At 41.4% G+C, this 20,782-nt stretch carries 14 protein-coding genes; 8 read left to right on the top strand and 6 right to left on the bottom strand.

Features of this window, described 5'->3' with window-relative positions; translation table 11 throughout:
* Positions 1-83 precede the first annotated feature (83 nt).
* Entirely contained in the window at positions 84-2,624 is a 2,541-nt protein-coding gene (locus HMPREF1519_RS02705; protein ID WP_037611139.1) for a bifunctional 2',3'-cyclic-nucleotide 2'-phosphodiesterase/3'-nucleotidase, read from the top strand.
* A 41-nt stretch (positions 2,625-2,665) separates the two neighbouring features.
* On the opposite strand, the gene nrdI is transcribed toward HMPREF1519_RS02705, so the two are convergent.
* Positions 2,666-3,124: a class Ib ribonucleoside-diphosphate reductase assembly flavoprotein NrdI gene (nrdI, locus tag HMPREF1519_RS02700; RefSeq protein ID WP_002883589.1), complete on the bottom strand. Its 459-nt coding sequence runs from the start codon at positions 3,122-3,124 to the stop codon at positions 2,666-2,668.
* A gap of 167 nt (positions 3,125-3,291) precedes the next feature.
* On the opposite strand from nrdI, the gene HMPREF1519_RS02695 reads away from it, so the two are divergent.
* The 4 genes from HMPREF1519_RS02695 to ilvA all read left to right on the top strand — a co-directional run bounded on the left by HMPREF1519_RS02695 (position 3,292) and on the right by ilvA (position 11,468).
* Complete coding sequence (locus HMPREF1519_RS02695) at positions 3,292-5,511, top strand: RelA/SpoT family protein (RefSeq protein ID WP_002886425.1); 2,220 nt, start codon at positions 3,292-3,294, stop codon at positions 5,509-5,511.
* A gap of 12 nt (positions 5,512-5,523) precedes the next feature.
* Positions 5,524-5,967: a D-aminoacyl-tRNA deacylase gene (gene dtd, locus HMPREF1519_RS02690; protein ID WP_037611138.1), complete on the top strand. Its 444-nt coding sequence runs from the start codon at positions 5,524-5,526 to the stop codon at positions 5,965-5,967.
* Between the two features lie 381 nt (positions 5,968-6,348).
* Positions 6,349-10,107, top strand: a complete 3,759-nt coding sequence (locus tag HMPREF1519_RS02685) for a glycoside hydrolase family 66 protein (RefSeq protein WP_037611137.1) — start codon at positions 6,349-6,351, stop codon at positions 10,105-10,107.
* Positions 10,108-10,217: 110 nt separating this feature from the next.
* Positions 10,218-11,468 (top strand): threonine ammonia-lyase IlvA, encoded by a 1,251-nt coding sequence (ilvA, locus tag HMPREF1519_RS02680; RefSeq protein WP_022496526.1) that lies wholly within the window; start codon positions 10,218-10,220, stop codon positions 11,466-11,468.
* 125 nt (positions 11,469-11,593) lie between these two features.
* On the opposite strand, the gene def is transcribed toward ilvA, so the two are convergent.
* Together def and HMPREF1519_RS02670 are read right to left on the bottom strand one after the other, a co-directional pair.
* Positions 11,594-12,208: a peptide deformylase gene (gene def, locus HMPREF1519_RS02675; RefSeq protein WP_002883663.1), complete on the bottom strand. Its 615-nt coding sequence runs from the start codon at positions 12,206-12,208 to the stop codon at positions 11,594-11,596.
* A 93-nt stretch (positions 12,209-12,301) separates the two neighbouring features.
* Positions 12,302-12,940 carry a Crp/Fnr family transcriptional regulator gene (locus HMPREF1519_RS02670; RefSeq protein WP_022496527.1) on the bottom strand — a complete coding sequence of 213 codons (639 nt, stop codon included), beginning with the start codon at positions 12,938-12,940 and terminating at the stop codon, positions 12,302-12,304.
* Between the two features lie 107 nt (positions 12,941-13,047).
* On the opposite strand from HMPREF1519_RS02670, the gene HMPREF1519_RS02665 reads away from it, so the two are divergent.
* Both HMPREF1519_RS02665 and rpsO read left to right on the top strand, forming a co-directional pair.
* Positions 13,048-14,226 (top strand): MFS transporter, encoded by a 1,179-nt coding sequence (locus HMPREF1519_RS02665; RefSeq protein WP_022496528.1) that lies wholly within the window; start codon positions 13,048-13,050, stop codon positions 14,224-14,226.
* A gap of 127 nt (positions 14,227-14,353) precedes the next feature.
* Positions 14,354-14,623, top strand: coding sequence for a 30S ribosomal protein S15 (gene rpsO, locus HMPREF1519_RS02660; protein WP_002883618.1), 270 nt, complete (start codon positions 14,354-14,356; stop codon positions 14,621-14,623).
* Positions 14,624-14,839: 216 nt separating this feature from the next.
* Here the strand turns inward: rpsO and HMPREF1519_RS02655 are convergent, their stop codons facing one another.
* Positions 14,840-15,388: a VanZ family protein gene (locus tag HMPREF1519_RS02655; RefSeq protein ID WP_045002105.1), complete on the bottom strand. Its 549-nt coding sequence runs from the start codon at positions 15,386-15,388 to the stop codon at positions 14,840-14,842.
* Between the two features lie 340 nt (positions 15,389-15,728).
* On the opposite strand from HMPREF1519_RS02655, the gene HMPREF1519_RS02650 reads away from it, so the two are divergent.
* Positions 15,729-18,296, top strand: a complete 2,568-nt coding sequence (locus HMPREF1519_RS02650; protein ID WP_022496530.1) for an SEC10/PgrA surface exclusion domain-containing protein — start codon at positions 15,729-15,731, stop codon at positions 18,294-18,296.
* A gap of 86 nt (positions 18,297-18,382) precedes the next feature.
* Here the strand turns inward: HMPREF1519_RS02650 and HMPREF1519_RS02645 are convergent, their stop codons facing one another.
* Together HMPREF1519_RS02645 and HMPREF1519_RS02640 are read right to left on the bottom strand one after the other, a co-directional pair.
* A complete protein-coding gene (locus HMPREF1519_RS02645; protein ID WP_002886432.1) occupies positions 18,383-19,123 on the bottom strand; it encodes an amino acid ABC transporter ATP-binding protein in 741 nt (246 codons plus the stop codon).
* A complete protein-coding gene (locus tag HMPREF1519_RS02640) occupies positions 19,123-20,670 on the bottom strand; it encodes an ABC transporter substrate-binding protein/permease (protein ID WP_022496531.1) in 1,548 nt (515 codons plus the stop codon). Before HMPREF1519_RS02640 ends, HMPREF1519_RS02645 begins: the two co-directional genes overlap by 1 nt.
* Positions 20,671-20,782: the final 112 nt, after the last annotated feature.

The following is a 20,782-nucleotide window of genomic DNA, read 5'->3' as shown; positions in this document are numbered from 1 at the left end:
AAATCGAGTATTTCTAAAAAAGTTGATAATCTTATATAGGTTTAATATAATTGTATTATCTTTATAAAAGGGGAAGATTTTTAATGAAAACGAATCGTTATGTGACTCAATCCGCTGTGGTTTTGGGCCTCTTTGCTCTCTTGACTGTGCCACAAGTCGTAGGGCAAGCCGATGAAGCAACGGCACCTGTATCAACTACTTCTACGGAAACTGTGGCAGATAGTGGTGCATCAGTAGTATCAGGACAAGGAACTTCTGGGACAGCTGTTCAAGGAGGAACAGAGACTGTCTCTGCTACACCAACAACAGTAGCGACAAATGCGTCTACAGAGCCATCAGCTAATACCTCAACGAACCAAGCAAGTCAAGAAGCCAGTGCTGTTTTGACAAATGCCAATCAGGTGACACCAGCAGTGCCAGTACAGGTCGAAACTGTTACAGAGCCTGCTCATGAGGGGCAGACCGTTGATATGCAGATTTTGTCAACAACAGACCTTCATACCAACTTAGTTAACTATGATTATTATCAAGATAAGCCGTCTCAAACAGTTGGTTTGTCTAAAACTGCTGTCCTTATCAAAAAAGCCCGTGAAACTAATCCCAATACGGTCTTAGTGGATAGTGGGGATACGATTCAGGGAACTCCTTTTGGGACTTATAAGGCCTTGATTGATCCTGTTGCCCAAGGTGAGACTCACCCTATGTACAAGGCTTTCGAGATGCTTGGGTATGACGCCGAAACGCTTGGAAACCACGAGTTTAACTATGGTCTAGAATTTTTGGATCGTATGGTTAAGGCTGCTAAGATTAACATTATCAATGCTAATGTGCGTAATGCTCAGACTGGTGATTACTATTACAATCCTTATAAGATTGTTAACAAGACCTTTACCGATACGGACGGCAAACAGGTAACACTAAAAATCGGTATTACTGGTGTCCTTCCAACACAAATTTTGGTTTGGGATAAGGCCAACCTTGAAGGTAAGGTAACCGTTGATGATCCAATGGAGGCTGTTAAGGCTATCGTTCCTAAGATGAAGGCTGCAGGAGCTGACTATATTCTTGTTGCTGCTCACTCTGGTATTGGTGACAATGAATACACTAAGAACGAGGAAAATGAAGGTTACCAAATTGCTGGTATCGAAGGTGTTGATGCTGTTGCGACAGGGCATTCTCATGCGGATTTCCCAAATGGAGATGGCACAAGTTTTTATGCGAAATACCCTGGTGTAGATGATGTCAATGGTCTAATCAATGGGAAACCTGTGGTTATGGCTGGTAAATTCGGGGATCATCTAGGTATCATGGATGTCAAATTGACTTACACGAATGGCAAATGGAAAGTTGTTAACAGTAAGGCTAAGCTTGAAAAGATTGACACTAAGTCAGATGTTGCGGACAAGGACTTAATTGACATGGCAGCTCATGACCATAATGGAACAATCAACTATGTTCGTAAGGAAGTTGGTGAGACTACAGCACCAATTACTAGCTACTTTGCTCAGGTTCAGGATGATCCATCTATTCAAATAGTTAATAATGCACAACTATGGTATGCTAAAAAACAAGTAGCGGGAACAGCAGATGAAAATCTTCCACTCCTCTCAGCAGCTGCACCTTTCAAGGCAGGGACTCGTGGGGATGCGACCTACTATACCGATATCCCAGCTGGTCCATTGGCCATTAAGAACGTCGCGGACCTCTACCTCTACGACAATGTTACTGCCCTACTCAAAGTGACTGGGGCACAAATTAAAGAATGGTTGGAAATGTCTGCAGGACAGTTCAATCAAATTGATCCTAACAGCAAAGAACCACAACAACTCATTAACAGTAGCTATCGCTCATACAATTACGATGTGATTGATGGGTTGACTTATAAGTTTGATTTGACACAACCTAACAAATACGATCGCGAAGGTAAGTTGGTTAACCCAGATGCTAGCCGTGTTCGTGACTTGGCTTATCAAGGGAAACCTATTGATTTGAATCAGACTTTCCTTGTCGTGACTAACAACTATCGTGCGACTGGTAACTTCCCTGGTGTTAAAGATGCTGCAGAAAAACGTCTCCTCAATCTTGAGAATCGTCAGGCCATCATTGACTATATTGTCAGCGAGAAAACGATTAATCCGAGTGCCGATGGAAATTGGAGTTTCGTCCCTAATATCACGAATGCAGATATCCGTTTTGCCTCATCTGATAATGCGCGTGCCCACCTTGCTGGTCAGGATGCCATTAGTTATGTAGGACCATCAACACAAGCAGGATTTGCAGAGTATCGTTTGGTTGTTAAGGAAAAGGCAAATCAAGTTGAGGATACGACTAAGAAAGAATCTGAGAAGTCACCAAAAGGTTCTGAGACAGCGGATCAAACTAAGCGTGAGACACCAAAAGCTACTGTAGGTGCTAGCGTGGCTAAACCTGCCCCAGCTATCCAATTGTCAAATGCTCAAGTCGTTATCTTGCCTCAAGCTCAAGTACAAGAAGCCCAAGGTTCAAGTTCAGTTAAGGCCTTGCCAAACACTGGTTCAGACGAATCTGTGTCAGCAACTTTAGCTGGTCTGGTTCTTATGACCTTGGCTGGATTCTTTGGAATCAAAAAACACGAAAAAAATTAAGCAAAGGAAAAAGCCCCTATCAGGGCTTTTTTGCTCTAGTTTTAGCGTTGGTTAAAGTTCTTTTGTGCTTCTAGGATAATAGGTGCCAGACGTTCGATATCGGACTGTGTGCCGCGTAGCTCGAAGTCTCCCAACATTGGGAAACCAAAACGTTGACTGTACTGTTTGGCGGTTAGGCAGTACTGGTTATTGAAGTTACGGTTACCAGAACCGATGATACCAAAGCAACGTTCGTGATTGCCATGGGCTGCGATAAAGTCACCCAGTGGATTGGTTAGGATTTCAACATCTCCATTGTCAACGCCATTTCCTCCTTCAAGGTAGGTTGGCAAGAGTGCGACAAAGGGTTCATCTACTTGGAAGGTTTCATGATTAAGCTCTTTAATATTGATTTGGCGACATTCAATCCCGTGGTTGAGGGACAGATAGTCAGACATACGTTTGACAAAGCTTTGGGTATTACCGCTTAGACTAATATAAACGAGGGTAAGTTGAGACATAAGCGTCCTCTTTCTATCTATATCTTGTGTTTGTTCAATCATTCTAACACAAGATATTGTGCTTTTCAAGTTAGCTCCTTGCGGTTAAGAATTGCCTATCTAGCTCTTTTTCTTTACTTGTAAAAGTGATAAAATAAAGGTTATTAAAAGAAGCGAAGGAAGAAATCATGGCTAAAGATAAAAATGTAACAGGAGAAGAAATTTTAGACATTTGTTCGGCCTACATGTCAGCAGATGATTTGAAATTAGTTGAAAAAGCCTGGCATTATGCAACAGATGCTCATAGTGGGCAATTTCGTCAGTCAGGAGAACCTTATATTATTCACCCTATTCAAGTGGCAGGTATCCTGGCAGATCTCCATCTTGATGCAGTGACAGTAGCCTGTGGTTTCTTACACGATGTCGTTGAAGACACCGAAAAAACGCTTGATGATTTGGAAGCGGATTTTGGCACAGATGTACGAAATATCGTGGACGGTGTTACTAAACTTGGTAAGGTTGAGTACAAGTCCCATGAGGAGCAGTTGGCTGAAAATCACCGTAAGATGCTTATGGCCATGTCTAAGGATATCCGTGTCATCTTGGTTAAATTGGCCGACCGTTTGCACAATATGCGTACCCTTAAGCATCTTCGTAAGGATAAGCAAGAGCGCATTTCTCGCGAAACTATGGAAATCTATGCTCCTTTGGCCCACCGTTTAGGTATTAGTCGTATCAAATGGGAATTGGAAGACATGTCCTTCCGTTACCTTAATGAGGTGGAATTCTACAAGATTTCTCACATGATGAAGGAAAAACGTCGTGAGCGTGAGGAACTTGTGGACGAGATTGTCGATAAAATTAAGACCTACACAGCTGAACAAGGACTTGTTGGTGATGTGTATGGTCGTCCAAAGCATATCTACTCTATTTACCGTAAGATGCGCGACAAGAAAAAGCGCTTCGATCAAATTTATGATTTGATTGCCATCCGTTGTGTTATGGAGACGCATAGTGATGTTTACGCCATGTTGGGATACATCCATGAGCTCTGGCGTCCGATGCCTGGCCGTTTTAAAGACTATATTGCCAATCCTAAATCCAATGGTTACCAGTCTATCCATACAACGGTTTATGGGCCAAAAGGACCTATTGAAATCCAAATCCGTACCAAGGAAATGCACCAAGTTGCCGAATACGGGGTTGCAGCTCACTGGGCTTACAAGAAAGGTATCAAGGGCAAGGTAGATTCGAAAGAGTCTGCTTTGGGAATGAACTGGATTAAAGATCTTGTTGAACTTCAAGACGCCTCAAATGGTGATGCTATGGGGTTTGTTGACTCTGTTAAAGAGGATATCTTCTCGGAGCGTATTTATGTCTTTACGCCAAATGGTGCTGTTCAGGAACTGCCTAAAGATTCAGGACCTATTGACTTTGCCTATGCCATCCATACTCAAGTCGGTGAGAAGGCCACAGGTGCTAAGGTTAATGGCCGTATGGTGCCCTTGACTGCCAAACTCAAGACAGGTGATGTGGTTGAGATTGTTACCAATGCCAATTCCTTTGGCCCTAGCCGTGACTGGATTAAGATGGTTAAGACCACCAAGGCCAGAAATAAAATTCGTCAATTCTTTAAAAATCAGGACAAGGAAGCCTCTATCACCAAGGGTCGTGAGCTTTTGATTGCCTACTTCCAAGAGCATGGCTATGTTGCCAATAAGTACCTAGACAAGAAACATATTGAGGAAATTCTCCCTCGTATGAGTGTGCGTAGTGAAGAAGCTCTCTATGCCGCTGTTGGTTTTGGTGAAATTAGTGCTGCTGCTGTTTTCAACCGTTTGACGGAAAAAGAACGCCGTGAAGAAGAGCGTGCGAAGGCAAAAGCTGAAGCTGAAGAGCTAATGAACGGTGGCGAAGTTAAGACTGAGAAGAAAGAAGTTCTTAAGGTTAAGAGTGAAAATGGCGTCATCATTCAAGGTGCTTCAGGTCTCCTCATGCGTATCGCTAAGTGCTGTAACCCAGTACCTGGAGATGAGATTGAAGGTTATATCACCAAGGGCCGTGGGATTGCAATTCACCGTTCCGATTGTAATAATATCAAGAGTCAAGAAGGTTATGAGCAACGTTTAATCGAAGTGGAGTGGGATGAACGTAATGCCAATAAATCTTATTTGGCAGAGATTGACATCTATGGCCTTAACCGTTCTGGTCTGTTGAATGATGTTCTTCAAATCTTGTCAAATACGACCAAGAGCATTGCTACGGTCAATGCGCAACCAACTAAGGACATGAAGTTTGCCAATATTCACGTTAGCTTTGAAATTGCAAACCTTATTGAATTGACTGGTCTTGTGGATAAGATTAAAATTATTCCTGACGTTTACAGTGTTAAACGTACGAATGGGTAAGGAGTTTCTGCGATGAAGATTGTAATTCAGCGTGTTCAAAGTGCCTCTGTGGTTATTGAGGATTGTACGGTTGGCGCTATTAAGCAGGGGCTCTTACTCTTGGTCGGAGTTGGTCCCGAGGACACCAAAGAGGACCTAGAGTATGCAGTTCGTAAGATTGTCAATATGCGCATTTTTTCAGATGAAGATGGCAAGATGAATCTTTCTGTTAAGGATGTTAGTGGCCAGATTTTGTCGATTTCTCAGTTTACGCTTTTTGCAGATACGAAAAAAGGGAATCGACCAGCATTTACGGGTGCTGCAAAGCCCGACATGGCTAGCCAGCTCTATGACGATTTCAACCAATCCTTGTCAACTCATGTTCCTGTAGAAAGAGGCCGCTTTGGTGCAGATATGCAGGTTAGTCTGGTTAATGACGGACCTGTGACCATTATTTTAGATACTAAAAATCGATAAACAAACCATTTCTCGCCTTGTGTGAGAGGTGGTTTTTTATTCTCATCGCATGAACTATTTAGGTGATGGATTTTCATTATTTGGGATTTATTTTTGTCATTTTAAGTAGACTGAATCAAGTGAATATTTAATGAAATTAGAAAATGTTGTTCTCAAATTTCTGAAAAAACCTGACCATTCATGATGAAAAAATTACCGTTTACGAGGATTACCGGAAATTCCCTTGTCTTACAAAAAAGATTAAGTTAACATTAATTTTATAAGAAACACCAAGCGATTTTTATGAAACTAAAAATAACTCGAGTTTACAGCATGCAAATACAAATAGTGATAATTTGAAACGCCGAGGTGATTTAAACTTTTTTAGAGGGATAGAGAGATATGTCAAAGAAAGTAGCGTCAACTAAATTATTATCAGGTTTGTTTGTAGCCGGTGGTGTCCTAGGGATGAATCAGGTCACCAAGGCAGATAACGTGGTCAGTTCAGAAGCAACAAAACCAGTTATTACAACTGAAGCAGATAACTTGGTGGTGGTACCAACTGAGGCCGTTGCTCCAGTAGCGACAACAGAAGTAGGTCCATCATCTGCCGCTGTTGCGACAGATACTGCAACAACAGCGACAGCTTCTACAATCTTTTCACAAGCTGTGCCAGCAGAGAGTGCTAGCTCAGAAACGCTTGTAGCCAGTGAAGCATTAGCTCCTGAGTCAGCTGCTGTGGAAACTATCACATCATCATCTGATAATGCTACTGAGGCAGGACGCCATTCAACTGCTCAAGTAACACCAGTTACAGAAGTGACAGAGCAAAACTTGAATGGTGATGCTTACTTGACAGATCCAGAAACAACAAAAGCAGCTTATAGCAAGACAGATGGTGATATTAATTATTCCGTTGTTGTGTCTAATCCAACAGCAGAAACTAAGACGATGACTGTCAACTTGACACTTCAACATGCTTCAGAAATTATCGGTCAAGATAACGTTGACCTTACGCTAGCGGCAGGAGCTTCAGCCAAGGTTTCAAACTTGACAGTAGCGTCAGAGTGGTTGACAAACAATACAGGTTACTTGGTGACAATCAGTGTCAACGATAAATCTGGTAGTACTTTGTCAAGCAAGCGTGCTGGCTTGTCTGTTGAAGATGATTGGACAGTTTTCCCACGTTACGGTATCGTAGCAGGTTCGCCAACTGATCAAAACAGTATTCTTGTTAAAAATCTTGAAGCCTACCGTAAAGAGCTTGAGCTCATGAAGTCTATGAATATTAACTCATATTTCTTCTATGATGCTTATAATGAAGCTACAGATCCTTTCCCAGAAGGTGTCGATAGCTTTGTTCAAAAATGGAATACCTGGAGTCACACTCAGGTTGACACTAAGGCTATTAAAGAATTGGTTGACCAAGTTCATAAGTCAGGTGCTGTTGCCATGCTTTATAACATGATTTCAGCAGATTCAAATCCAAAGAATCCAGCCCTTCCACTTGCTGCTTTGGCTTATAACTTCTACGATAGCTTTGGTAAGAAGGGTGAACCGATGACTTACACTATCGGTGATAACCCAACTCAAGTTTACTATGATCCGGCGAATCCAGATTGGCAAAAATATATCGCAGGTGTCATGAAATCAGCTATGGATCGTATGGGATTCGATGGTTGGCAAGGTGATACAATTGGTGACAACCGTGTGACTGATTATGAGCACCGTAACAGCACAGACGAGGCTGACTCACACATGATGTCTGATTCATATGCGTCATTTATTAATGCTATGAAAGATCTCATCGGTGAAAAGTACTACATCACAATCAATGATGTTAATGGTGGTAATGACGATAAACTAGCCAAGGCACGTCAAGATGTTGTTTATAATGAGCTTTGGACAAATGGTGGTTCAGTTATTCCAGGACGTATGCAGGTTGCCTATGGTGATTTGAAAGCACGTATCGATATGGTACGCAATAAAACTGGTAAATCACTTATCGTTGGTGCCTACATGGAAGAACCAGGTATTGACTATACTGTTCCTGGCGGAAAAGCAACTAACGGTGCGGGTAAAGATGCCCTTGCTGGTAAACCATTGCAAGCTGATGCGACACTTCTCGTAGATGCGACAGTAGCTGCAGCCGGTGGCTATCACATGTCCATTGCAGCCCTTGCCAATGCTAATGCAGCCCTTAACGTTCTTCAAAGTGCCTATTACCCAACGCAATACCTCAGTGTAGCTAAGGACACTATTCGTAAGCTTTACAATTACCAACAGTTTATCACTGCTTATGAAAATCTTCTCCGTGGTGAGGGTGTGACTAATAGCACTCAGTCTGTATCTACAAAGAATGCTGCTGGTGAAATCCTTTCTAAGGATGTTCTTGGTGTTACAGGAGATCAAGTTTGGACATTTGCTAAATCAGGAAAAGGTTTCTCAACTGTTCAAATGATTAATATGATGGGCATCAATGCGGGCTGGCATAATGAAGAGGGTTATGCGGACAATAAAACACCGGACGCACAAGAAAATCTCACAGTTCGTCTTAGTCTAGCAGGTAAAACAGCCCAAGAAGCAGCTAAAATTGCTGATCAAGTCTATGTGACATCACCAGATGATTGGGCAACTTCAAGCATGAAGAAGGCACAAGCAAGTCTTGAAACAGATGAAAATGGTCAACCAGTGCTTGTCATTTCAGTTCCTAAACTAACTCTTTGGAACATGCTCTATATCAAGGAAGACACAACAGCAACACCGGTAGAACCTGTTGTCTTGAAACCAGTTACTAACCGATCTGGTAAGAAAGTAGATAATACCGTAACATCTGAAGCAAGCTCAGTAACAGCTAAATCAGAAAATACAACAGTAAATAAAGGTTCAGAGGCTCCAACTGATACGAAACCATCTGTTGAAGCTCCTAAACTCGATGAAACAACTAAACCAGCACCATCAGTTGACGAGTTAGTAAACTCAGCAGCTGTTCCAGTGGCGATAGCTGTGTCAGAGACCGCACATGATAAGAAAGATGACAACTCAGTATCTAATACGGATCAAGGTACAGTAGCATCAGATTCCACTACACCAGCTTCAGAGGCTGCAAGCACAGCTGCCTCAACAGTCTCATCAGAAGTATCAGAAAGTGTAACAGTATCATCGGAAGCATCAGAAACTGAAAATAGTTCAGTAGCATCAATTTCAGAGTCAGCAATTTCAACGACGACAGCAATTTCAGAATCACATGCAGTAGTTGAACCAGTGGCTTCTTTGACAGAATCAGAGAGTCAGGCAAGCACTAGCCTTGTTTCAGAAACTACAAGCACAATTGTCTCAGTTGCTCCGTCAGAAGTATCAGAAAGCACAACAGTATCATCGAAGGTCTCAGAAACTGATATTATCTCAGAAGCATCAACTTCAGAGACTTCAGCATCTGAATCAGAGAATTCAATCAGCACAGTCGTTTCAGAATCAGAAGTAGTTGAAGAACCAGCTGTTTCATTGACAGAATCAGAAAGTCAAGTGAGCACTTCAGAAGTGACTTCGGCGATTTCAGAAACAGTAAGCACATCAGAGGAAGTCATCCTTGATGGACTATCAGAAAACATCAATAGTTGGAATAGACTCTCTGTAGCTCCTCGCGTCTCAGAAACCTTACCAAGTACTTCTGAAACGATTACAGAAGCAGCATCACTCTTTAGCAACTATGCAAGATATTCAGAAACAGCAAGCTCAGAATCTCACTCTATGGTAGCAGCTTCTTCAGAAGTTTCTATTGAAAAATTAGCAGTATCTATCTTGAAAGATACTGAGGGTGGCTTGTACGATGCAACAACAATCAGAAATATTGTTGAGATGATTGATAGCATTACAACAAATGTCAGCTATACTCGCAGTAGCCGTCAAGACCTTGTCAATACAGCTTCGTCAGATAACACTTACAATGGTAGTCAAGATCTTAACCTTGCAAGTAAGACAACGACGCAAGCAGGTGAAAAAGGAACAACTGAAGATCTTAAGGCTACAATTGCTAAAACAGCAAAATCTCACAAGTGGGGAGAACACGCTGTAGCTATCCTTACAGCTATTGTCCTTGCAGGTGCGGCAACCCTTGCAGCTCTTCGTAACTTCTTGATGTCAAAAAAAGTTGATAAATAATAAGTAGAACTCTTTGTGTAAACAAGGAGTTTTCTTTATACTGGCTGCTATTTTTTCTGAAAATTGTGATACAATAGAAATAGTTTGAATATTGTGTCAAAGGAGAGCCAATGATTACTGCAAATGATATCGTAAAGGCTAATGAAGTCTTAAAAAACGTGGTGGAACGCACACCACTGGATTTTGATCGCTACTTATCTGAAAAATACGGGGCGACTATTTATATTAAAAAAGAAAATATGCAAAAGGTACGTTCTTTCAAATTGCGTGGAGCTTACTATGCTATCCATCAATTGAGTGATGAGGATAAGGCGCGTGGTGTGGTTTGTGCATCAGCCGGAAACCATGCTCAGGGGGTTGCCTACACTTGTAACGAGATGAAGATTCCGGCAACCATCTTTATGCCAGTAACAACACCTCTCCAAAAAATTGGTCAAGTCCGTTTCTTTGGTGGCAAGTTTGTAACAATCAAATTGGTGGGAGATACCTTTGATGCTTCTGCTCAAGCAGCACAGGAATATACCAAGTCTGAAGGGATGACTTTCATTGATCCATTCGACGATTATAATGTCCAAGCGGGGCAAGGAACTGTTGCTTATGAAATTTATGAGCAGGCTCAAGAGGAAGGTGTTTCCTTTGATAGTATCTTGGTTCCAGTCGGAGGCGGTGGCCTTATCTCTGGTGTATCTACCTATATCAAGGATGTAGCACCATCTATGGAGGTTATTGGTGTTGAGGCTAGTGGTGCTCGTAGTATGCGTGCTGCCTTTGACCGTGGTTATCCTGTAAAACTCGAAGAAATTGATAAGTTTGCGGACGGGATTGCTGTTCAAAAGGTAGGTGTCAAGACCTATGAAGTCGCACGTAAATATGTTGACCGCCTCTTGGGAGTTGATGAAGGATTGATTTCAGAAACCCTAATTGATATGTACTCTAAGGTTGGTACCATTGCAGAACCCGCAGGTGCGGCATCAGTGGCAGCTTTGGAAGTGATCAAAGATGAGATTAAAGGAAAAACCATCGTCTGCATCATTTCAGGTGGTAACAATGACATCAACCGTATGCCAGAGATGGAAGAACGTGCGCTTATCTACGATGGTATCAAGCATTACTTTGTGGTTAACTTCCCACAACGTCCTGGTGCCCTTCGTGAATTTGTAAATGATATCTTGGGACCAAATGATGATATCACTCGTTTTGAGTACATCAAACGTGCTAATAAAGGAAAAGGTCCGGTTCTCATTGGTATAGCTCTTAGTGATAAGAACGACTATGATGGACTTCTCGAGCGTCTTTCGGCCTTTGACCCAAGTTATATCAACCTTCACGGTAACGAAACACTATACAATATGCTTGTCTGAGGACAGGTTCAGACAATGAAAAAAGAATCGACGAAGTCGGTTCTTTTCTACTTTGACTTAGCTATAAAGTGGTACTAATGCCTTATCTTCAAACTAAAACCCCAGTATTTCTACTGAGGTTTTCTTTATTCGATAATTAAGAGTCCATCTTTGATGGCGAATGGATTGTCTTTATTGATGCGGTCGTAGAACATGATACCGTTAGTATGGTCGATTTCATGTTGAACAACGATTGAGTTGTAACCACGGAGTTTAACACGTTGCTTTTCGCCTTCTTTGTTGAAGTATTCAACAGTTACACGAGCATGACGAACCACGTAACCAGGGACGTCGCGGTCAACTGAGAGGCATCCTTCGCCATCGCCCAAAGCAGCATCCTGAACAGAATGGGCAACTACTTTAGGGTTGTACATGATTTCTTGAAGGCTATATGCTTCTTTTGGTGGGTTACCTTCAGCGTCTTCAGGATTTGGAACGAGAACGGCGATAATGCGTTTTGAGATATCTAATTGAGGGGCTGCAAGACCGACTCCTCCACGAAGCCCCATTTTTTCGGCAATAACAGGATCTTGTGAGTTACGAAGAAACTGCATCATTTTTTCACCTAGGATAATATCTTCGTCTGACAGTGGGAAGGTTACATCTTCAGCGACAGCACGCAAGGTTGGATTTCCTTCGCGAATGATATCATTCATATCAATCATATGGCTGGCGCGGATAATTTTGGTTTGAGCGTCCATTTGTTTACCTCTATTTTCTTTGATTTACTTGTTTATAACTATAGCACAAAAGGGTTGAAAATTAAACCATCAAGGATTAAAGTGAGGCTTTTTCTAATCGATAAAAGCCAGTTTCTCCAAGGTTTGTCTCTCTAAAATACGATAGGTTTTAAAAGCCTCTTTTTCAATAATTCCCTGGTCGATAAATTGTTTGATGACTCGCTGTACATGACGATAGCTAGTCCCAAAACGGGAAGCTAAAATGGATGGCGATAATTGAAAGATATTCTCTTCTTCACTATTCAAAATATGGGTGGCCAGACGCTCTTTGACAGAGTAGCTAGCATTCGTTGAGGCAGTGATACCTTGCTTATGCAGTGCCATAGCTAGGTTACGTCCAATTTGGTAGAGAAAAACAGGGTCTTTGAGGAGTTCTTCTTTATTATTTAATGGGAGCTGAACTGCTTGAACATCTTCTAAAGCAATGACTGATGATCCTGCTGGTTGGTTGGTCATAAGTTCTACATCTCCCAATATTTGAGGTTGATTGAGCGTTTCTAGGATATGTTCTTTACCATTGAAGAGAGAACGAACAATTTTTACCTTTCCTGATAAAATGTAGGTCAGCTCAGTGATAGCTTGCCCTTGGGTACAAATATAATCGTTCTTTTGAAAGGTGACTTTCTGTAATTGGTTGAGGTAGGGGGGTGGAAAGACCTGGTCAAGTTGAGGTCTTATGGTATGATTACGCATACATCTCCTTTTTTAGGACCTAGGTCCTATTTTTTAAAGTCTCCTTAGATTATAATGAAAAAATAACTATTAGACAAGTAAGGAAAGGATATTCTTATCCCTATATTATGACACGAATTTTAGAAAAAATGAGCCTGCTTGGGCTATCCTTGCTCTTGATTTCGGCCTTTTCGATTTCAACAGCGTTACCACCTATGTTGGACTACTATAGCCCAACCTTTTCTGCCGCGCAAGTGGAGCTTTTAGTATCTGTCCCTTCATTTTCCGTAGTCGCGATGCTCTTACTTAATTCATTTATTGACAAATGGCTAAGTGATAGACAGCTAATTGTGACTGGGCTGCTCTTACTTAGTAGTGCTGGGATTTTTCCTTTTTTTGTACAAGCCTATCCTCTTGTCTTACTGTCACGTATTGCTTTTGGAATGGGGATTGGTCTTATCAATGCTAAGGCGATTGCCATTATCAGCCAACGTTATCAAGGTAAAGAGCGAGTTCAGATGTTAGGTATTCGTGGCTCTATGGAGTTGATTGGTGGAGCTTCTTGTTCTCTTTTAGTTGGACAATTACTGAAAATTCATTGGACCTTTGCCTTTCTTATCTATGGTTTTGGTTTTGTGATTTTGATTATGTACCTCCTTTTTGTGCCATCGATGGAGCAGGTGGAGAAGAAGCAGATTACAAAAAGAAAACAAGTTCTGAACAAAAAAGACCTTGGTATGATTCTTGGCATGGCTCTTTTAGCAGGTTTTGTCATCTGTATCAATTCTTCGATTAGTTTGCGCGTGCCTCTGTTTCAAGTTGCTGGTAAGACTATTGAGAGTGGTCAATCAGCCTTAGTACTGAGTTTAGATCAGGGAATTGGAATTGTAGCTGGACTGAGTTTCGCCTCGCTTATAGGACATTTTAAAAATCGTCTTTTGCTTATAGTGATGTTCTTGTTAGCGGTTTGTCTCTTTGGGATGTCAGTGGCTAGTAACTTACCGATTTTGATTTTATCTTCAGTTGGTGTTGGTTTCTTTTATAGTATTATTTTGACAATTATCTTTAACCGACTTTCTGAGTCTATTGCTAGAAATCTGTTGAATAAGGCGACAGCCTATGTCCTCTTAGGGTGTAACCTAGGGTCAGCCATTTCCCCTTATGTTTTGAAATTGTTAGCACTCATATCTCCAAGTTTTAGTTGGATTTTTCTAGCTTATGCTATCGTAAGTTTCCTACTTTTCCTTGGATTCTTTCTGAATGCAAAAATGGCAAAAAAGTCTAAGCTTCAAAAACTTAATCAGTGAAATCTTGCGATTGACAAAGATTAGTAGATGAGCTAAAATAGAGAGGTCGTAAAGACAAACCAACTCTTTCTTGGTTTTAGGAGAGCCAATCCTAAGACTCGGATGGAGCAAAAAAAGGAGAAAAAACATGGCAATCTCAAAAGAGAAAAAAAATGAAATCATTGCTCAATACGCACGTCACGAAGGTGACACTGGTTCAGTAGAGGTTCAAGTTGCTGTCCTTACTTGGGAAATCAACCACCTTAACGAACACATTAAACAACACAAAAAAGACCACGCTACTTACCGTGGTTTGATGAAAAAAATCGGTCACCGTCGTAACTTGTTGGCATACCTTCGCCGCACAGACGTCAACCGTTACCGTGAGTTGATCAGCTCACTCGGACTTCGTCGTTAATTCAAGATACAAGTGCCTAGGCCTTGTTCAATTGAATACACGAAAATGGAACTGCTCTATGATGGGGCAGTTTTTTTATTCACTAGGATTTTAGCCCGAGTTCAAAACAGCTCTCTAGATGTAGAGGGCTGTTTTTCTGCATTCCTCTAAAAATTTCTGACGATGATTAATCTATAGAACAAACAAAAAAACTCCCAAATTAATTCTGGAAGTTTTTTAACTTAAAATCTTTTTGATAACTGTTTGAAATTGAGGGAGTTGATGGATAGCAGTTCCGACAAGGATACCTAACATATTTAAGGTGATATCTCCCAAATCAAAGACTCCTAAATGTCCGAAGTATTGAATGGATTCGACGGAGAAAAGGGTAAGGAGACAGAGTAGGAGATTACTCAATCGTGAAGAAAAGAGGAGTCCCAGAGGGATGAACATTAACAGGTTCATGATGGGAACGAAGTGGCTACCCCAATATAATTCCCGAGCGAAGGAAAGGGGGTTAAGTGATAGACCCTGGGTACCAATGTTTTTCAAGAAAAGTAGGTAGAAGAGAGCAAGAAAGTAAATGAAGTAGAGTAGGAGTAGTGTCTGTTTTTTCAGCTTTCTAGTAAGAAGGAGTTTCAAAAAAGCGTAGACAAAGTAACTCAGTAGGACAATAATGACTAGGTTGAGTAAGACTTGAAAGTAGGAGCCATAATGGGCGATGTAATGAACGTACTGTTCGAGATGCCCCCTATAAAACCAATAAGACAAGGCCAGTGAGAGCATTCCTAGTAAGATGTTACTCAATGTTTTTAATGATTTTGCCACTTTTCTCCTCCATTTGCATATGATGAGTACACATTATATCAAAAAAACGTTTAAAGAAAGTTAAGAAACTGTAACGAAGTTTTGATAGAATAAAACGATAAGGCAGAATCAAAGACTAAAAAAGGACTTTGAAACAGCAACTCTACTTTTGACTAACAATTTAATGATTTTTGTAAACAGGCTATGAAAGCTTATAAAATAATTAAATTTTAAAAATTAGGAGTCAGCATCTTGTTTCAGGATTATTAAAATGTTATTATATAGTAGTGAATTTTTAACATAAAAAGGAGTTCGTCTTATGAATAAAAAGGTTTTGGCGACAGCCGGAATTGCAGCACTTGCAGTTTCTGCTACAGTTGCTAAAGCTGATGAGGTAACGACAAACGATCAAGCCTCAACAACAGCATCAGTATCATCGACAGCTACACAAGCTGTCCCAACTCAAGCCCAAGTCGAAGCGGCTAGAGAACAAGCCAGCGCTGCAAATCAAGCAGTATCGCAACAAGAGTCAGTAGTTGCTAATCATGAAGCAGATGCAAACCAGGCTCAAGCAAACCTAGCGACAGCAGATGCTAACTTGCAAAAGGCACAAACAGCAGCCGATGAAGCAAGTCCAGAAACTATTGCTACCGCTCAAGGTCAAGTAACTACTGCTGAAAATGCAGCTAAGGAAGCTAAGTCAGCAGTCGAAACAGCTCAATCTGCAGAAAAAACTGCCAAAGATGCAGCAGACAAACAGCAAGCTGTCGTTAATACAGATCAAGCTAATGTCAATGCAAAAGCTACTGAAGTGGCTAATGCTCAAAAATCAGTAGATGCCACTAAAGCAGCCCTTAATGGTTCTAGCGCTTCTGAGGCAGCTTCGAATCAGGCTAAAGCACAATCAGCTTTTGATGCTGCAACAGCAGCTGAGAAAAAAGCTCAAGAAGAATTGGCAGCCGCTCAGGCAGCTGATAAAGAAAAAGCTACTGCTATTTCAGCTAAAGAAGGGCAATTGACTGCAGATCAAAATGCAGCAAACCAAGCTAAAGCAGCTTATGAGACTGCTCAAACAGTAGCTAATGAAAAGGCAGCTGCTCTTGCAGCCGCTGAAGCAGCTAAGAAAAAAGCAGAATCTTCAACAACTTCAACAGCTAATGTTCGTCAAAAATTCTCAGTGTCACAAGAGTATGTCAATGCTCTTAAGATTCATGAGTCTAAAACAGCGACCGCAGCAGAAAAAGCTCAAGCTGAACAAGTCTTGAAGAACGTTAATAAACGTGATCGTGGTAACAATAGTTATCAAGATAATGAAGCGGATAAAAATGTTAAAATTAGTGATTTGAATAACCTTAGTGAAGCTCAAATTACAGATTTGTCATTGTATGCTTCAAGTTTGATTAACCAAATTCGTACAGCCTTTGGTACAACTCAAACATCTGTTTCAAAAGGTAGTGTTCTTGCGGCTGACCGTGTTTCAGATGGTTATGTAGCAGATAACTGGGGTTGGGAAGCTATTACCCATCAACGACATGATAGTGCCGCTCTTGACCGTGCTGGTAAGTCATTTAATAGTGTAAGTATTGGTGAAAACCTTAATACATGGCAAGGTTTGACAGGACCATTTACCCTTAACGACATTAAGAAATATGTCTATGAAGCTATGCTTGACTTCATGTTTAACGGTAATGAGTGGAACCATGCTCGTTCTATCTCTGGTCTTACAGCAGATGGTGGTGAGTCTTACATTGGTACAGATATCAGTGTTGTTGCCGGTGCCTTTAACGTTCACGTAAACAATGTCAATAAAAATTCTATCGCTTCTGATAGTAGCTTTGACACAACTAAGATTGCTAACCCATATGAAGGTAACCAATCTCAATCATCTTCAAATGCAAATCTTGCTGCTGCAAAAGCAGCTTATGAAGCTGCTAAGCAAGCTAACGATCAAGCTCAAAGTGATTTGGCTAGCAAGAAAGCGGCTTCTGAGTCAGCAACTCTTAAGCTTAAGAATACTCAGTCAGAACTTGCAGCTCTTAAAGCGACTGCAAGCAAGTTGGCAGCTGCTCAGAATAACCTTTCTGAAAAACAAGCAGCCCTTGCAACTGCTAAATCAGAATTGGAAAAAGCTAACGCTGCAGTTGAAAACCTTAATGCTAACGCACAAGAAAAAGCAGCAGCCCTTAGCAAAGCTCAAGCAACTCTTGATGAAAAACAAGCAGAGCTTCAAACAGCTAAAGATAAACTTGCGACAAGTTCTGCAACCTTGCAACGTTTGACAAATGCATACAACGCTGCTAAGCAAGATACTGCTAAGAAACAAGTAGCATTGACACAAGCTAACCAAGCTTTGACTGCTGCTAAGAACCGTCTAGCAGCCCTTACAAATGCTTCAGGTAACCTAGCTAAGGCTAAAGCAGAACGTGCAACAGCCTTTGCTAAACTTACTGCAGCCAAAGGTGCTCTTTCAACCGAACGTGCGAAACTTGTTGAATTGTCAGCTAAGCGTGATAAATTAACGAGCGAATACACGACTGTTCAAACGGCCTTCGATAACTACATGAAAGCTAAGGCAGACAAAGAGCGTCAAACACAATTGGCTAAAGAGTTCGCTAACATTACATCTAAAGGTCTCACACCAGTACCTGTTTACGATGTAGATGGTAAAGTTATTGCTTTCACAACACAAGAACAAGCAGCTCAAACTGTAGCGCAAGTTCCTGTAAATTATGGTCAAACAAAAGCTGAGAAACAAGCTCCTGTACAAGAAGCAGATAGCTTGCCAGAAACAGGTGAGTCAACTGCAGCAGGATTCAGTCTTGTAGGTATCTTCATGACACTATTGGCCTTCCTTGGTTTCGTTGACAGACGTACACGTCGTAACTAATCATAATAAAAAAAACGGCAGTTGCCGTTTTTTTATATGTCTGAGAATCTAAAAAAGTTAAGGTCGAAACCTTAACTTTTTCGTATTTAACCCAAGAAACGTTTAAGGAATTCCTTAGTACGTTCTTCTTTAGGATTTTCAAAGATTTGTTCTGGGCTACCTTGTTCAGCGATTACCCCTTTATCCATGAAGATGACACGGTCTGAAACATCACGTGCGAACTCCATTTCATGGGTAACGATAATCATGGTCAAACCAGTTTCGGATAGCTCCTGCATAGTCTTGAGTACTTCCCCTACCATTTCTGGGTCAAGGGCTGAAGTTGGTTCGTCAAAGAGGATGGCTTCTGGATCAACAGAGAGGGCACGAGCGATTGCTACACGTTGTTTTTGTCCCCCTGAAAGTTGTTTTGGTTTAGCTTTCCAGTATTGTTCCCCCATACCAACTTTCTCCAAGTTAGCTTTGGCGATGCTTTCAGCTTCTTTACGGTCACGTTTGAGAACAGTTGTTTGAGCTACGATAGCATTTTCCAAGACATTAAGGTTTTCAAAGAGGTTGAAGGATTGGAAAACCATACCGAGTCTTTCACGATAGGTAGTGAGGTCGTAACCTTTTTCAAGGACGTTGTCCCCATGATAGAGGATTTCACCACCTGAAGGTGATTCGAGTAGGTTAATAGAGCGAAGGAAGGTTGATTTCCCTGAACCTGAAGAACCAATAATTGAGATAACCTCACCCTTTTTGACACTGAGGGAGATATCTTTGAGGACTTCATTTTTTCCGTATGATTTTTTGAGGTTTTTAATTTCTAAAATCGTCTCAGTCATTAGTGAACCCCTCCTTGTGTGTAAGTATCTTGATCCAAACGGCGTTCTACATAACGCAAGATGCGTGTCACTGTGAAGGTAAGGACAAAGTAGATTGCTGCGATAACAAAGAATGTTTGGAAGTATTGATAAGTTTGGCTTGCGACAGTGTTACCTGCGAAGTAAAGTTCCACAACAGAGATAACGTTCAAAACAGAGGTATCCTTGATATTGATAACGAACTCATTACCAGTAGCTGGCAAGATGTTACGGATAACCTGTGGAAGAACAATCTTACGCATGGTTTGACCATGGGTAAATCCAAGAGCAGTTGCAGCTTCAAATTGTCCTTTATCTACAGCGAAGATACCACCACGAACGATTTCACTCATGTAGGCTCCAGTGTTGATAGAAACGATGAAGACAGCTGCTAGGGTACGGTCAATATTGATACCAAAGGCCTGGGCAGTACCGTAGTAGATAACCATAGATTGTACAATCATTGGCGTACCACGGAAAACTTCGATATAGACATTAAGCACCCAACCGAAGAGTTTTTGGAGCAAGGCTACAAATTTATTAGCAGCCTTAGGAGCTGTGCGGTAAACACCAATCATAAGACCGATGAAAGTACCCACAACTGTACCGATAATTGAGATAAGAAGGGTAATTCCTGTACCACGTAAGAATTGTGGCCAGTTCTTAGCGATGATATTGCTCATCTGACTAAAGAAGTTTCCTTTTTTAGCCTCATCAGTCTTATCTGCAGGTTGGATGTCAATGATGTGATCCATCAGTTTAGCACGTTCCTCTTGGCTGATTCCAGCAAGGACCTTATTGACTTGTTCCATTTGCTGGCTGTCTCCTTTGCGAAGGCCGACGGCCAAGGAGACGTCATCGTCTGAAACCTGGAAACCACCATCTTTAAGCGTAATCATCTTATATTTTGAGCTAGCTTCTTCGGCAGTTTTTGCTTCAGGACGCTCTGAAACATAACCATCGATGATACCAGATGCAAGGGCTTGGCGCATAGCACCGAAGTCTCCCATAGCGGTTTGTTTGCTGACACCTGGGATTTGGTCAATCAAATTATAGAGATAAACCCCTTGTTGAGCTGTGATTTTAGCATCCTTGAAGTCTTTGAGACTCTTAGCGTTGGCATAATCACCGTCTGAGCTGACAACCATGACAGGTTCGCTTCGGTAATAGCTGTCTGAAAAGTCGATTTCTTGACGACGTTCAGCTGTTGGGCTCATACCTGCGATGATCATATCGATTTTGCCGGAAGTGAGGGCAGGAATCAAACCTGTCCAAGCTGTTTTGACTACCAAGGGTTTCTTGCCTTGAGCTTCAGCGATTTTTTTAGCGATTTGCACGTCATAACCGTTGGCATACTGTTTGGTACCTTCGATTGGAACGGCTCCGTTTGAGTTATCGTCCTGCGTCCAGTTGAAAGGTGCATAGGCAGCCTCCATACCCACACGGAGATACTCGTCTGCTTGAGCGCTTGATACTCCGCCAAAAACGAGGAGGAGCGCTGCAAAGCAGGCTATAATAATTTTTTTCATTGAAACAATGTCTCCTATAAAAATGTCATACCTTACTATTTTACAGGAAATTAGGATTAATGACAATAAGTTGGGATTAGAAAAACAATCTCTATATCAAGATTGTCTTCAA

Source organism: Streptococcus sp. SR4 (assembly GCF_000517725.1).
Lineage (GTDB): Bacteria > Bacillota > Bacilli > Lactobacillales > Streptococcaceae > Streptococcus > Streptococcus salivarius_F.
Note: the sequence above shows the minus strand (reverse complement) of the source record. Positions and strands in the feature narration are given on the sequence as shown.

Bases quoted from the DNA above. Each gene is read 5' to 3' on its own strand.
- ilvA (WP_022496526.1), top strand. From the start codon at position 10,218: ATGATTACTGCAAATGATATCGTAAAGGCTAATGAAGTCTTAAAAAAC.
- dtd (WP_037611138.1), top strand. From the start codon at position 5,524: ATGAAGATTGTAATTCAGCGTGTTCAAAGTGCCTCTGTGGTTATTGAG.
- HMPREF1519_RS02650 (WP_022496530.1), top strand. From the start codon at position 15,729: ATGAATAAAAAGGTTTTGGCGACAGCCGGAATTGCAGCACTTGCAGTT.
- HMPREF1519_RS02640 (WP_022496531.1), bottom strand. From the start codon at position 20,670: ATGAAAAAAATTATTATAGCCTGCTTTGCAGCGCTCCTCCTCGTTTTT.
- HMPREF1519_RS02685 (WP_037611137.1), top strand. From the start codon at position 6,349: ATGTCAAAGAAAGTAGCGTCAACTAAATTATTATCAGGTTTGTTTGTA.
- HMPREF1519_RS02655 (WP_045002105.1), bottom strand. From the start codon at position 15,388: ATGCTCTCACTGGCCTTGTCTTATTGGTTTTATAGGGGGCATCTCGAA.
- nrdI (WP_002883589.1), bottom strand. From the start codon at position 3,124: ATGTCTCAACTTACCCTCGTTTATATTAGTCTAAGCGGTAATACCCAA.
- HMPREF1519_RS02695 (WP_002886425.1), top strand. From the start codon at position 3,292: ATGGCTAAAGATAAAAATGTAACAGGAGAAGAAATTTTAGACATTTGT.
- HMPREF1519_RS02645 (WP_002886432.1), bottom strand. From the start codon at position 19,123: ATGACTGAGACGATTTTAGAAATTAAAAACCTCAAAAAATCATACGGA.
- HMPREF1519_RS02705 (WP_037611139.1), top strand. From the start codon at position 84: ATGAAAACGAATCGTTATGTGACTCAATCCGCTGTGGTTTTGGGCCTC.
- rpsO (WP_002883618.1), top strand. From the start codon at position 14,354: ATGGCAATCTCAAAAGAGAAAAAAAATGAAATCATTGCTCAATACGCA.
- HMPREF1519_RS02665 (WP_022496528.1), top strand. From the start codon at position 13,048: ATGACACGAATTTTAGAAAAAATGAGCCTGCTTGGGCTATCCTTGCTC.
- def (WP_002883663.1), bottom strand. From the start codon at position 12,208: ATGGACGCTCAAACCAAAATTATCCGCGCCAGCCATATGATTGATATG.
- HMPREF1519_RS02670 (WP_022496527.1), bottom strand. From the start codon at position 12,940: ATGCGTAATCATACCATAAGACCTCAACTTGACCAGGTCTTTCCACCC.